This window comes from Rhabdochromatium marinum (assembly GCF_016583795.1).
Classification (GTDB): Bacteria; Pseudomonadota; Gammaproteobacteria; order Chromatiales; family Chromatiaceae; genus Rhabdochromatium; species Rhabdochromatium marinum.
In genome coordinates this window covers 1-14,052 of record NZ_NRRS01000092.1, presented here as the reverse complement: position 1 = coordinate 14,052, position 14,052 = coordinate 1, and the positions used below count along the sequence as shown (strand labels likewise).

Annotated in this window: 11 protein-coding genes and 1 pseudogene; 5 read left to right on the top strand and 7 right to left on the bottom strand. The window is 60.6% G+C overall.

Translation table 11 applies throughout. The features are described 5' to 3' along the window. Positions 1-345: 345 nt before the first annotated feature. From CKO36_RS17065 to nifE, 5 genes and pseudogenes are all read right to left on the bottom strand, one after another. Entirely contained in the window at positions 346-957 is a 612-nt protein-coding gene (locus CKO36_RS17065; protein ID WP_200285960.1) for a hypothetical protein, read from the bottom strand. A 333-nt stretch (positions 958-1,290) separates the two neighbouring features. Then, positions 1,291-2,134 (bottom strand): annotated as a pseudogene (locus tag CKO36_RS17060) (IS982 family transposase). 90 nt (positions 2,135-2,224) lie between these two features. Then, on the bottom strand, positions 2,225-2,380 hold the full coding sequence (locus CKO36_RS17055) for a hypothetical protein (protein ID WP_200285958.1): 156 nt from the start codon (positions 2,378-2,380) through the stop codon (positions 2,225-2,227). Between the two features lie 228 nt (positions 2,381-2,608). Next, positions 2,609-3,937 carry a nitrogenase iron-molybdenum cofactor biosynthesis protein NifN gene (nifN, locus tag CKO36_RS17050; RefSeq protein WP_200285956.1) on the bottom strand — a complete coding sequence of 443 codons (1,329 nt, stop codon included), beginning with the start codon at positions 3,935-3,937 and terminating at the stop codon, positions 2,609-2,611. Continuing rightward, entirely contained in the window at positions 3,925-5,277 is a 1,353-nt protein-coding gene (gene nifE, locus CKO36_RS17045; protein ID WP_200285954.1) for a nitrogenase iron-molybdenum cofactor biosynthesis protein NifE, read from the bottom strand. Before nifE ends, nifN begins: the two co-directional genes overlap by 13 nt. Positions 5,278-5,486: 209 nt before the next feature. On the opposite strand from nifE, the gene CKO36_RS17040 reads away from it, so the two are divergent. Beyond that, positions 5,487-6,218, top strand: a complete 732-nt coding sequence (locus tag CKO36_RS17040) for a response regulator (RefSeq protein WP_200285952.1) — start codon at positions 5,487-5,489, stop codon at positions 6,216-6,218. Continuing rightward, positions 6,211-7,641 (top strand): ATP-binding protein, encoded by a 1,431-nt coding sequence (locus CKO36_RS17035; RefSeq protein ID WP_200285950.1) that lies wholly within the window; start codon positions 6,211-6,213, stop codon positions 7,639-7,641. Before CKO36_RS17040 ends, CKO36_RS17035 begins: the two co-directional genes overlap by 8 nt. 675 nt (positions 7,642-8,316) lie before the next feature. Here the strand turns inward: CKO36_RS17035 and CKO36_RS17030 are convergent. Continuing rightward, positions 8,317-8,454, bottom strand: a complete 138-nt coding sequence (locus CKO36_RS17030) for a hypothetical protein (protein ID WP_200285948.1) — start codon at positions 8,452-8,454, stop codon at positions 8,317-8,319. Positions 8,455-8,535: 81 nt separating this feature from the next. Here CKO36_RS17030 and CKO36_RS17025 point away from each other — a divergent pair, with 81 nt between their 5' ends. After that, the gene (locus CKO36_RS17025) at positions 8,536-9,765 is read left to right on the top strand and encodes a DUF2325 domain-containing protein (protein WP_200285946.1); all 1,230 of its coding nucleotides are present in this window, start codon (positions 8,536-8,538) and stop codon (positions 9,763-9,765) included. 24 nt (positions 9,766-9,789) lie between these two features. On the opposite strand, the gene CKO36_RS17020 is transcribed toward CKO36_RS17025, so the two are convergent. Further along, positions 9,790-10,440: a DUF1826 domain-containing protein gene (locus tag CKO36_RS17020; protein WP_200285944.1), complete on the bottom strand. Its 651-nt coding sequence runs from the start codon at positions 10,438-10,440 to the stop codon at positions 9,790-9,792. Between the two features lie 287 nt (positions 10,441-10,727). Here CKO36_RS17020 and feoB point away from each other — a divergent pair, with 287 nt between their 5' ends. Together feoB and CKO36_RS17010 are read left to right on the top strand one after the other, a co-directional pair. Then, positions 10,728-13,298 (top strand): ferrous iron transport protein B, encoded by a 2,571-nt coding sequence (feoB, locus tag CKO36_RS17015; protein ID WP_200285942.1) that lies wholly within the window; start codon positions 10,728-10,730, stop codon positions 13,296-13,298. A 100-nt stretch (positions 13,299-13,398) separates the two neighbouring features. Further along, the gene (locus CKO36_RS17010) at positions 13,399-13,893 is read left to right on the top strand and encodes a MerR family DNA-binding transcriptional regulator (protein ID WP_200285940.1); all 495 of its coding nucleotides are present in this window, start codon (positions 13,399-13,401) and stop codon (positions 13,891-13,893) included. The last annotated feature ends 159 nt before the right edge of the window (positions 13,894-14,052 follow it).

Sequence of the window (14,052 nt, the reverse complement as noted above, 5' to 3'; positions counted from 1 at the left end):
GGCTCACTTCGATGGTGATCTCTTCGCCCGAACGCCGAACAACCGTGGCCATGATCGCTCCTCGCCTCATCATTTACAGAGGCTTAGAGCATACTCCTCGAAATAACATCTTGTCGAGGCCGCACCCCCTTCAAGTGCCTCTGGCCCTGTCAGCAGACTCAAAAAATCGGTGGCATCCATCTCGGCCATTTGATGTTCTAAACGACGGCATTGGCGGCTTTCAGTGTGACAGTGCGCATCTCTCATTCGTGAGACTCCTCGGGCTGATGGTGGGATCACACGGCCACTCTACCCCGTTGTAACTGTGAACATCTGCCTTTCTTTTTCAGTTGTTTATGCCTTAAATTAGTACCATTCCACCTTGGCCCCCTTTTGCTTCCAGCGCATGCCCGCCCCACAGAGGCGTTGTTTGACCAGGGTCTTGCAGGCCGCTTCGACGACACCCGAGCCGATCGGGAGGTGCTCGGCCACAAAGGTGGGGTAGTCCATGCGCGGGCGCTGGTTGGTGAAATACGTCAGGGCGTCCTGCACGTCCTCTTGGACGGTCCGGGTCAGTGAGCGCTTGCGCGTGAGGCGTTGCGCTTCCTCGATCAGGGCGTCGACGGTACCGGGGGTATGCTTGAGGCGGTGGCGCTGCGCATGCAGCCACTGCTCGCGCTTGGGTTTGTCGGTCTTGCCGGGATAGGCGGCCAGGATGATCGCGGGCAGGTATTCGGCGGCATGATAGTCGTCGACGAGTTGGCACTCGGTGTGCTGCTTGAGGAACGTCCAGTGGGTCGAGGCCCCATCAGCGATGCTCAGATAGAGCGCCTCGGGATAGCGCCGCTTGAGCTGCGCGATCTCGCGCGTCATGCGCTCATGGAAGAAGGTCTCCTTGCCGTATTCGGGCGCGGCGGCGACGTAGAGGGTATGCAGGCGCTCGCCCTCAAAGTCGTAGAGGGAGAGACTGCCGACCATGACTTCACATCAGCCATCCTCCTTCATCGCCAGGCGTGCCCCATCCACACTGATGGCCACCGTGGCTACCGTCGCATCGAACTCGGGCAGCGCATACTCCCAGCTCTCCTCCGTGGCGCAGGCAATCGCCCAACCCAGTCGGTGACTTTCTGCACGTAGGAGGCGATCACCGCCCGCCCATGGTCCTCGCGCAGATCCCCGCACACGGCATCGACGTTCATCTGCGCATACTTGTGCGAGAGTTGTTTGGCAAATAGCGGCGTGGCATGGCGGATGATGCGTGCCCCCGCGTCGAGCGGACAATAGATAACCCAAGTTGCCACCTTGGCTGATTCAAAAAAGGAAATTGAGGCTACAGGCCATGATAAAGAATGCTGTCTCGAATTCAAAACCGGCAGCGGTCACGCTTTGGATATGCTTGGGTAGCAATGCTTTGAATATGCTTGGGTAGCAATCGTTCGATGAGGCTCCCTGTGGTTTCTACAGCATGACGCGCGGAGGACATCAAATACGTCAGTGCCGGTTCGTGGGGACGCTTGGAGTTTTTCTTGCGAAGCGGCTGCAGATGTAAACCGGCTTCCTCCAGAAGATCTTCATAGCCGTAGTCGTTATAGGCTTTATCGCCCGTGATGGTCGCCTGATCCGGGAGATCGAAGACATATTGTTTCAATGCTTTGGCATCGCTGTCGGTGCCGGGTGTCAGAAAAAACTCGACGGGTTGTCCTTGGGCCGTGACCAGGAGGTGGATTTTTAATCCATAGAAATAGCGGCGTTTACTCGCCTGGTAGCCGCGCCACGCTTCACCTCGATAACGACGACAGCGACGAATCCGGATGTTGTCGCAGACCGAGAGTGGGAAGCTGTCGATAATATAGAGGCGTTTGGTGTTCGATTGATGCCCCAGGCTGGCTAGAACGTGAAACAATGGTCTCACGAACGGTTCGCAACGATGGAGACGGCGCACGAAGCGACTGGCACTGAGCCGACGCGGGAGATAGCCTGTTTCATGCAGAAACCGATGGGCTCGCTGAAAGCATCCGCCAAACTCGAGGGCGGCGACCAACGCGGTGGTGAGAATTTCCGCGTCGGAGACCTGACACTGTGGATCTTCACGATGACCGAGTGCTTTCAACAGATCGTCACAAAGGCAGTATGCGAATATAATCTTTGTGTCCATCGGGGTTCCTCGCCAGTCGTTGTGCAGTAGGGGTACTTACAACGCTAGCAAACTCCGATGGACACCAGCTTATCAAGGTGGCAACTTGGATTAGATACGCCCGCCCTTGGAGGTCTGGTAAACGTTGCGCTCGAGCCCCACCGTGCCGTGCGGAGTCTGATAGGTCTGATGCGCCGCACAGCGCTTCGTCCACTTGATGCCATCCAGCATGATCGGCGAGCTGTCGGTGTCGAAGCCCTTGAGCACCTCGGCTGTCGCGAGTCGCCCAACGCCATTGCACGCCTCTTGAACGCGCTGCTCGGCTTGGGCATCGTCCCGCTCACGTCGATGCGAACCTGCAGGGTGATTTCATGTCCAGTACGGGCGATGATTTCGGCGGTCATGGAGCGTCTCCTGAGCAGTGCATGTCGGTCAGGAGGCAAGTATGGCACCGAGTCACATTTAATCTAGGCAGCACCCCTTGCTACCCGCTGGTCAGGCGGCTCCTCGCAGCTTGATCCGCTCGCGCTCATGGTGAACTTGCGCCTCTCTCATGCGCTCAGCGGCATTGGCGATCTCGAAGAGAAAATAGGCGCCGCCCTCGTAGAGCAGATCGTTCTTCAGGGCGATCCCGATCTCTTCGTAATTGGGGAAGCCGCGCATGACTGCGCGTTTCTCCACGCGATGGGCCAGGGCCTCGGTGTGGAAATTGCCGATGATCAGGTCGTAGGCGTCGCGCATCTTCTCGGCATCCTCAAGATCGCCGACAATCACTTGGTCCGCCTCAATGTCGCCGAGGATGGGTGAATCGACCGTGGAGATCGCCAGTGAGACCTTGCCGCCCACCTCGCGCAATGAAGCGGCCATGGACGCCAGGTGATCGGGCTCGGCGACCAGCAGGAAACGGGTCTGCCCGATGGAGAAATGGCTGTCGAGCATGGCGTCCTGCAGCCGCTTGCGCCAGCGCTCCACCACTGGCGGAGGCGTGTCCCGGGCGCTCGCCTCGAGCAGCCAGGCGACCAGCGCGTCGGTGCCGACCAGACCGTTCACATGATCGAAGTGGCGGTGCTGGATGGCCGGATTCTTTTTCTGCAAGGTTGCACCGACCGACTTGACCGAGGCCCCGACGGTGACGACGAAGGCCGCATCCGCGAGCTGCTTAAGCTCGGCGACCGTGACACCGCCGCTGCTCAGGGACGCCTGCTTCTCGCCCAGATGATTGTCGAGCGAGGAGGACAGATCCGGGACAGCGACGACCTTGAAGCCGAAGGACTCGATGAAGTCGTGGAGCTTTTCCACCTCGATCGGTTGCAGGCTGACATGGGGAACCAGCACGATCTTTTGGGCATCGATCCGGTCGCAGGACTCAGTAAGTTGGTCGATCAGCGCCTGGGTCGTCAGGGTCCAGCCGCTCTCCAGGCCGCCCTGGTAGTCCGGGGTGTTGACGTAAACCAGTGGCACCTCGATTTTACTGGCGACGCCGCGGAGATCGTCACCCTTGGTTTCGGTCAGTCCGGTGGTATGGACGCCGATCAGTTCGGGGGTGATCTTGTCGTGGATGTTCTTGACCGACTCGACGATGCTGTAGTCGCCGCCGTCCAATACGGCGATCACGTCGTTCACTGCGGTCGTCTGCAGGGCGATAGGCTCGCAGAAATGGCGGGTGAACATCACCTTGGCGAAGCTGGCACAGCCCTGAGCACCGTGCATCAAAGGCATGCAACGGTCGACGCCCAGGAACGCCAGGGTCGCCCCCATCGGCTGCGAGAGTTTGTGCGGGTTGACCTGCAGCGGCTTGCCCGATTTGCGTCTTACTTCTGCCATGGTGCCTTCCTGTCGACCAGTTCGAAGACCGGGTTCTGCAGTGAGTTTTTGAGGTCCTCGGCGAGGACCAGTAGCCCGTCGTAACCGCCGTAGCTCTTCTTCTTCTCCTGATTGACGTCGGTGAAGGCGATCCGCTTCTTGATCGCGGTATAGAGCGAGCGGCCGCCGGCCAGGAGCAGATGGGCGCCGGTGTCGTCGATCACCTTCGCCTGCTGGGTCGCCGGACTGGTCATGAGAATGGCGTTTTCGCCGAGGTATTCGCGCGCCTTGGCTTTGTCTGCCTCGGTTGATTTACGCACCGAGGTTGCTACCACCTCGATCCCCAGGTCTTGCAGCGCCGAGGCGATGGACCAGGCCTTGTTGCCGCCGGTGTTGAGTACCGCCTTCTTGCCGGCGAAGATCTCGCGGTAGGGGACCAGCTGCTCGTCCAGCCGGGCCTCCTCGCGGGCGATCAGGGCGCGGGTGCGCGCGATCAGATTAGCATCGCCCAGCGCCTCGGCGATGGCCAGGATGCCGGCCGAGGTGTCGGTCTTGCCGTAGAAGGAACAAGAGATCCAGGGGATGCCGTATTGCTCCTGCATTTTGCGGGTCATGGACACCAGGGACTTGGCGCAGATGATGACATTGAGCTTGGCCCGATGGGCGGTGCGGATGCTGGCGATGCGGCCGTCGCCGCTGAAGGTCGAGAGTACGCGGATGCCGAGCTCTTCGAGCAGATGCCGATAGCGCCACAGCTCGCCGGTGTTGTTGTGCTCCCCGATCAGATTGATGTCGAAGGGAGTCGTCTTCTCTGGCTCCTTGGTCCCGATCAGGTGGCGCAGCACCGCCTCCCCGGCGATGCGGCTGCCGAGGTTCTTGGCACCGACAAAGCCGGGGGCATGCACCGGCACGCAGGGGATACCGTGTTTCTCAGCTCTATGTTTGCAGACGGCGTCAATATCTTCCCCGATCATGGCGGTGACGCATGTCGAGTAGACAAACACGGCTTCGGGTGCATAGTGGGTGACGATATGGTCGATCGCGGCAGCCAGCTTCTTTTCGCCACTGAAGATCACATTGTTGGTGGTGATGTCGGTGGCGAAACCGGTCTGGGTCAGGTCACGTCCGGACCAACTGGTCGGCGTCAGGCGCGTCTCCCAGGCTCCGCCGATACAGGACATGGGGCCATGGATCAGATGGGCGGCATCGGCAAAGGGAAACAGGGCAATCTGGGCCCCGTCGAGGGCGCAGCCGCCGGTGGTCGCCCCGGGCGTCGGGGCGTTGCACGAACCCTTTTTGGTTTTGTTGTGTTCGCAGGCGCTTTCGACCAGCAGTTCTTTGATTTTCGGTTTGGACGACACGAGGCTTTCTGTTCCGTTCTGAGGAAGCTGGCTCGATCGGCGTATCTGCCAGGAGTCCAGCGTAGTATGTTCAAGGTTACATTTTACGTCAGTATAGATTTAATTCCGAGTTTAATACCCTGGTATTTCGCAATGTAATACGCGTCTTTGACAACATCTGTCACCAAATTCTGCTCCAGGCCGCCGTGCGAGGTTCTAAACTGCGGCGCATGAACAAACAGCCGCATATCCTGGTCGTCGATGACCATGCCGAGATCCGCCAACTGTTGCAGCGCTACCTGGGCGATCACGGCTATCGCGTCACCACCGCCGCGAACGGCCGCGCGATGCAGCGCCTGCTGGCGGATGCGGCCATTGATCTTGTCATCCTCGATCTTATGATGCCGGGCGACGACGGTCTCACGCTCTGCCGCAACCTGCGCGCCAGCCCTCATGCCGAGCTGCCTGTGATCATGCTGACTGCAATGGGCGAGGACACAGACCGCATCGTCGGTTTAGAGATGGGGGCGGACGACTATCTCGCCAAGCCGTTCAATCCGCGTGAACTGCTGGCCCGGATCAAGGCGGTGATGCGCCGCACTGGCACCCGCCGGGAGCGTGGTTTGGGCGAGAGCGCCGAGCGTCTCTGCTTTCTCGGCTGGACCCTGGCGCCACAGTCGCGCGAGCTGATCGACCCGGAGCAGACGCTGGTCCCGCTCAGTACAGCGGAGTTTGCCTTGCTGATGGCGCTTGTGACCCGGCCCAGGCGGGTGTTGAGTCGCGATCAATTGCTCGACTTGGCGCGCGGGCGCGACGCTCGGGCGTTCGATCGTGCGATCGACACCCTGGTCAGTCGTCTGAGGCGCAAACTCGGCGACCAGTCGCGCGAGCCGCAGATCATCAAGACCATCCGCGGTGACGGCTATCTCTTTGCCCCCAAGGTTGAGCGCTGTGATGCCTAGTCGGCTGTTGCGCCACGCCCTGGCGCCGGTGTGCACGCGTCTCGATACCCTGGCCGGGCGGATTCTGGCGCTGCTCATTGGTATGTCGTTTCTGTTGGTACTGGGCGCCGGGCTCATCCTCCAAGATGAGCGCAAGGAACGTTTCGAAGAGCGCAACCTGGCCTATCTACTTGACGAGGTCACCACGCTCGTCTGGCTGTTGCAGGATGCCAGCTCGGATCAGCGCGCTCTTATTATCGCGCGCTTCTCGCGCACTGGCGACGCGATTGGTCTTAGCGATGCGCCCAGACTCGGTCTCAATTGGCCGTGGCGCCACGCCGTCGAGCATCTGATCCATCACAAGCTGCGCAGCGCACTCGGCATCGACGAGCGTGCGTGGGTGCGCGTGCGGGTTGAGATCAATGGGCATTTGGCGGCGGAACCCTCAGCGAAAGGCGAATTGCCGGTCGACAAGCGCACCCTCGGCGAGAATATCCGCACCGATGACGTCAAGGCCATCGCCATTTGCGCGCGCCTGCACGACGGCCGCTGGGTCAACTTCCGCACCACCCGCATCGACCAGCCGCCGCCCTGGGCCGGCAAGACGTTGCAGCTGCTGGGCTTGCTGCTGATCGCCGTGATCGGCACCGGGTTGCTCATCGCGCGCAAGACGGCGCGCTCCATGGCGGACCTGGCCGAGGCGGCCAATCGCTTTGGTCGGGGAGAGGATCCGCCCTGTCTGCGCGAGCACGGGCCGCGCGAGGTTCGCGAGACCATTCGCGCGCTTAATCAGATGCAGGATCGACTGCACAGACACCTTCAGGATCGCTCGCGACTGTTAGCCGCCGTGTCGCACGACCTGCGTACCCCGATCACCGCGCTGCGGCTGCGTGCCGAGTACATTGAGGACACCGACATGCGCGAGCGGACACTGGCGACCTTGGGGGAGATGGAGGCCATCCTTTCCGCCACGCTCAGCTTCGCGCGCGACGAAGCGGCCGACGAGACGGCCCGCTCGACCGACCTCGCGGCCCTGGTACAGAGCCTGGTCGATGATCATCTGGATCTTGGCGGCGAGGTTGTCTATGAGGGACCGGAGCGGCTCATCGGTCGTTGTCGGCCGGTTTCGCTCAGGCGTGCCCTGTCCAATCTGATCGACAACGCTGTCAAGTACGGCGGAGGTGCTCGAGTGGCGCTGAGCGAGGAGCCGAGCGGACGGGTCTCGATCCGGGTCGATGACGAGGGCTCTGGCATCCCGGACGCGGACCTGGATAAGGTGTTCGAGCCGTTCTTTCGCCTTGAGTCCTCGCGCAGCCGTGAGACCGGCGGCACTGGGCTGGGACTGTCCGTAGCCCGGACCATCGTGCATGCCCACGGCGGCACGCTTCGATTGAGCAACCGTCGCGAGGGGGGGCTGTGCGCCCTCATTCGGCTCGCTGAATAGGTTGATTTAACCGCTGTATGGCGACGACGATCGCGGGTAGTAGTCGGGTTGGCGCACTAGCCTCCTGGGTTCATTGCCGCCGGAGGCAGCCACAGCAGTGCCGCAAGGGCGATCCCGACAATGAGCACCGAAACGAACAGGTTAGGGCGAGGCCACGCGCGCTTGGTGCTGGAGCGCAACCCCGCTCCTGGTGAGGCGGAGTCGCGTGGTTTTTGCTCGCGGAGAGGTCGATTCCCGAGCCGATCGTTGGGTGATAGTGGCATCGTAAAACTCCGGTGATAAACGAGGCGAACAGGGCGCTTAACGGCAATAGAGCGTCGAATTTATTATAAATGCGAATCATTCGCAATGATAATTTTTGATACCTGACGCAGAAGCTGACCGCCATTGTGCTGGTGTTGGCCCTGGTCAAGGGCGATGGTTGGTTAACAGGCTGGCCGTATTGGCGATGTTGATCGTGGCCGAGTGATGGACATGGCGGCAAAGGCTGCTTGACAGCAGTGAAAAAGCGCACTAGCCTAAACGCGAATGATTCGCAACAATCTTTGATTGCAGCTTATGTTCGCGCGCCCTCGCAGCTGTTGGCCAGGGCGGTGATCAGCCCGGTTGAGCCTGCGCGGAGGGCGTTTTATGTATGGTCTCACGATCGTGTGGAGGTGTTGAATGTCACGGATGTTATTCGAGTTTGCTGAAGGCGGTGGCCAGTGTTGCGGGCATGACCACCGACATGCGGTTCATGACAGGCCCCCAGCGGGACAGACGGTGTTGCGCCAGGCATTGAGTCAGGCGCTGTGCCAGCATTCGAGCCAGCATCGTCACGACTCTTTGGTGTCGCCCTTGCTGCGGGCACCGGCCCTCGAAGCGCCATTCATACAACCATTTGAAAAGCAATCAATGCATCCAGAGACGTTTGATGGTGTCAAGAAGCCTGCCGGAAGAAGACGCAAGCTATGGGAGATCGATTCCAAACACCACTGTCCACTGATCGGCACCTGCCTGAGTGGCGATGAGTTGCGGCAACTCGCCGCGCGCCACGCGCATCCCCCGCAAGAGCGCTTGAGCGATTATGACCTGCATGTGAGCTGTGTTACTGCGGCGCGTGAGTGCAATGCCTTGTCCAACGCGATCCAGAAACATTTGGACAAAAAATACGCCAAGGAGGTGCGACGTCTCGCCAAGCAGCGCGATTCGGAGCAACTTCAGACAGACTGGGCCGACGTTCTGGCGACAGGGCAGGTGTCTGGCATGCTGTGGGCCTTGCTCAGTCACCCGCTCACGGATGAAGACCTGAGCAAGCGTATCTATGAGGATGTGCACATGCTCGTGCATCACATGAGTTCCGAACAACGTGCCGAGATGCAGCGTTGGCATGCTAGCCAGGCAAAGCTGCGCCAGCTAAGGCACGACTTTGAAGCCCTGAAGCAGCGCAGCCGCGCTCAGCTCGAAGCGCGCGCGCAGAAACAGCAGGCACTTGTCCGGGCACTGGATGAGAAGACGCTGGCCAATCAGCGCCTGCATGCGCAGGTGGAAGCGCTTACCCAGCAGTGCACCGCCGCCGATGCCGCCGCCGGCAGCGCGCGACGTTTGGCCGGTTTGGAGCGCAAGCTGGTCAATGCCAATGCACGTCTGGTGCGCATCCAGGACGAACGCGATCACTGGCGCCTGGCAACAGCGGAGGCCGAACGCCAATGCGAGCAGGCGCATCAGAAGTGCAGCGAGCTGTACACCAGTCTGCAGGCCGTGGAGCAACGCCTGGCCGAAATGCTGGCTGATGATGCACCGGACACCCCAACGCAGGATCTTGAAGGGCGTCAGGTGCTGTGCATCGGCGGGCGCCTGGCAACCGTCGAGCAGTATCGTGCTTTGATTGATCGCTGCAATGGCTGTTTCGCTCACCACGATGGCGGCATGGAAGACAACCAGAATCGCCTCGAGACCATGCTCGCCGCTGCCGATTGGGTCGTCTGCGTCACTGAATTCGTCAGCCACGATGCCTATCGTCGCACCAAGCAATTCTGTAAACGCCGTGACAAACCCCACGCCCTGCTTGCCAATGCCGGGCTGGGTTTTTTCACCCGCGCGCTAACGGAGTTGGCGCAACAAGCTCAAGCAACCCCGGGATGACGGTCGACAAGACCAGCGGTGATTTCAACAATCCAGGCAAAACAGGACGCGGGTCTGGCCTGGGTCGGTGATTGGCGGGGAGCGATGAACCAGCCCGCCGCCGGCGTTACCGGGATAAGCCTCTCCCTTCAGGATGCCGACCCAAAAGGGCTCAAACCGCGAAGGTTCACCGTAGCGGAGAATGCGTTCATTTGACGCGCCGCTGGCCTGGGCGCTGCGATCGACCTGCGCATTGGTCAGCCATTCGGTGCCTGGCCCGCGATAGGTACACAATAGACGCAGATGGGTGCGATCAACATGAAAGCGCGGGCAACCGACGCTATCGGTCGTTTCGATCCGTACCGTGACATTACGCGCCAAGCAGATGGCGAAGAAGTGATCTGCCACCTGACGTAGATCGGCCCGCCAAGTGCTAAAGCTCTGCGGATCTAAGCCCTGCGCATTGAGGAGTGCGCCGATATCGGCGTCGAAGGTGGCGGGCGAGGTCGTGCAGCGGACATCAGGTAGATCCGCAGCCCGCAGCAAGGCGACCTCGCGGGTGATGGCCTCGACGGCTGAGCGGCGCCATAGCGTCAGCGTCACCTTGGGTTCGTTGATGCGGTGCAAAACGCGGGCGTGCGCGTCGAACAGATGCGCACTGGGGTTCGGCGGAGTTTCCTGAAGGCCGCTTGGCATGACGTCGGCCAGCTGTGCAGGGACTGAATGAACGGCTTGTCGCGGGAAAGGGTTGGTTCGCGTCATTGGGGTCACACTACCGATTAGGGACAGAAAGTTATGATATACCATAGCGCTAAACTCGGGTGTTGCGCACTGCATTGCAAAGGGCAGCTGCGCTAATAAAAACGATTCTGATTTGCGTAACTATGGAAAGGTTCGTAAACTAGAGCAACCATTGAATGGATTCGCTTCGCCGTCATGAGTGCGCGCGGACCAGCATCCTCCAACCAGATACGCAAATTCCGATGACCACTGAACGCAAGCCGCTGCTGGTCGCTCTGGCCGGTCAACAAAACGCCGGTAAATCGACCCTGTTCAATACCCTGACCGGTGCCCGCCAGCATGTTGCCAACTATCCCGGGGTGACGGTTGACAAGAAATCCGGTCGTTATCGCGACGACCAGGGTGAGGTTACGCTCGTCGATCTGCCCGGCACCTACAGCCTGACCTCCTTCTCGCTGGAAGAGCGGGTGGCACGAGCGTTTCTACTCCAGGACGCCCCGGATGTAGTGGTCAATGTGCTGGATGCTTCCAACGCCCGGCGTGCTCTGCATCTGACCCTGCAGCTGATGGAGCTGGAGTGCCCGTTGGTGCTGGCAGTCAACATGCTTGATGTGGCCGCCGCCCAGGGCATTGCGATCAATCTGGAGCTGTTAACCGAACGCCTCGGGGTGCCAGCGGTGGGCACGGTCGGGCGCAAGGGCGAGGGGCGCGAGACGCTGCGTACGGCTATTCGCACCGGCGCCCGGCCCGGTACGAGCAGCCCGATTCCAGTCACCTATGGCGCGCTTGAAGCACAGATCGGTGAGTTGGAGCAATCCCTGGGGGCCGCCCCGGCGCTGGCGGATGTGCCCAAACGCTGGCTGGCGCTCAAGCTGCTGGAAGACGATGCCCAGGCGAGGCGCCTGTTATTGGCACGTCTGGAGGAAGCCACTGCCGAGACTCTGTTGGCGCAGGCCGCGCACGCCCGCGCTGAGTTCGTGGGCGAGCAGGGATTGGAGATCGGCGATCATGTCGCCGGCTGTCGCGAGCGGGCGATCACGGCGCTGCTTGATGGGGTGTTGACGCGCGCCGACAGCGGCCGCCCGTCGCTGACGGATCGCATCGACCGCTTTATTCTCAACCGCTGGGCGGCGCCGGCCTTTTTGGTGTTGACCGTGTGGCTGATCTACCAGGTGTCCATCGTCTGGGGCTATGAGATCACCACCTACACCTGGCCGCTGCTGGCGAAGGGTCGCGAATTGGTCGCCGGGGTGTTGCCCGAGGCGGGCTTTTTGGTCGATCCCTACAGCCGATCATTGGGGCTGTGGCTGGTGGATTCGGCCAATACCCTGCTCAATTATGTGCCGATCTTTCTGATTCTGTTTGCCGCTATTGCCATCATCGAAGACTCCGGCTATATGGCGCGGATTGCCTTCATTCTCGATAAGTTGTTGCATCGCTTCGGGCTGCATGGGCAGAGCACCCTGCCGCTGATTCTGGGCGGGGTGTTTGCCGGTGGTTGCGCGGTGCCGGGGGTGATGGCGACCAAGGGCATCCCGGATCATCGCGCGCGCCTGGCGACTATTTTCGCCGTGCCCTTCATGAACTGTCTGGCCAAGGTGCCGCTTTACACCCTGCTGATTGGTATCTTTTTCGCGCAGGACAAAGCGTTGATGATGTTCTACATCTCGACCATGACCATCATATTCGCCCTGCTGATCTCTAAGCTGCTGACCGTTACCCTGCTGCGCGGCCAGGAGACCTCGCCCTTTGTAATGGAGCTGCCGCATTACCATCTGCCGACCCTGCGCGGGGTGCTCGGGCGCGCCTTCGAACGCACCTGGCAGTACATCAAGAAGGTCGGCACCATCGTGCTGGCGGTGGCGGTAGTGGTCTTTGTGCTCTTGCAGTTTCCCGGTCTGTCTGACCAACGCCTCAGCCATTATCAAGCTGAAGGGCAGACGGCGGTGGAGCGCTTTCAGCGTGCCATGCGTGGCAATGCCTATGCGGAGGTGGCCAGCGGTGAACGCCTGGTGGCGCTGCTCAACTACTTCGATGACTACAAGCGTGCCAAGCTCGGTGCTAGCGGCCAGGCCGGCTCGGATGCGGTCGCTGAGCGCTTTGCAGCGATCAATCCCCAATTCTATCCGCTGGTCAAGCCGCCCAAGGGTGACAAAGATGCACGCCAGGCCTGGCGCGCACTGCGCAAGCTGGGCAAGGCGCGCCAGGGGCTGAGACGCGAGATGCGCGAGGAGCGCATCGTCAATTCCCTGCTTGGCAGCCTGGGCCGGTCGATGGAGCCGGTGACCCAGTTTGCTGGTTTTGATTGGAAAATCAATGTAGCGCTGCTGTCGTCCTTTGCTGCGCGCGAGAGCAGCGTGGCGACCCTAGGCGTGCTCTTCCAACAGGATGGCGATCAAAACGACACCCTGGAAGAGCGCATGGGTGCTGAGACCAAGGCTGGAGGCGCAACTGCGCTGCTGGCGGTGTCGATGATTCTGTTTTTTGCCCTCTATCCGCCCTGTCTGGCCACCACCATCATGATTAAAGTACAGACCCATTCCTACAAATGGATGCTGTTCTCCATCGTCTTTCCGACGCTCTTGGGGCTTGCGGTGTCCAGTCTGGTCTACAGCCTTGGCCGAGCCTTCAACGCAACTGGCATTGAGGCGATGACGGCGCTTTATCTCAGCGCGCTGTCGGTGTTGATTCTGGTCGGGCTGACCAGCGGCACACGGCGAAAGACGCTGGCCGGGCAGACGACCGGTGGAAGCACCCCAATGACACAGGATTCCGGCGTGTTTGCGATAGATATCAAGACGCCGCCTCGATAAGTCCTTTCCGTTCCCGAATGCAAACTCGGCTCAGATTCAATCACGATAAGGAGCGCGACTCTAGTCTTGAAAAAAATGCGTGATAGTGTATTATCGTCTCATGGAAAGTACTATGAGTACAGGCAAGGCGGCGAAGCGGCTGGGCGTTTCGGTCAAGACGTTGCAGCGTTGGGAGCGCGAGGGGCGGCTGATCCCGGCGGCACGCACCGACAGCAATCGTCGTCTTTACACCGAGCCGCAGTTGCGAGCGTTCATCGGATGGCGACAGGCACCCGAGAGTTCAACGCGGCTGGTGGCTTATTGCCGGGTCTCATCGGCCGCGCAGAAGCCAGACCTGGCCGATCAGCGCCGAGTGCTGGAAGAGTTTGTCGTGGCGAGAGGTTTGGCGAACGTCGAGTTCGTGGAAGAAGTCGATGGCGGCTTGAATGGCTGCGAGATCCTGGTACTGAATCAAGAACGGCTTTCGCCCGAACAGGAGATGGTGCAGGACTTGATGAGCATCGTGCATGGCTTCTCATCGCGGCTGTATGGATTGCGCAAGGATCGCAAAACGCTCAATGAGGCACTCGGTAAGGATCAGGACAACACTGAATGAAAGTCACGCGGATTTTGCGCGCCAAGCGCCCAAACAAGGGCAAGGTCGCGGCCTTGCGCGACCAGGCGCAGCGGCTCGGACAGGTGCGTACCGAGGTCTGGCAGCGCTTTGGTGCGCTGCAAGGCGTGGGCGTGTCGGATCGCCAGATTCGCGATGCCT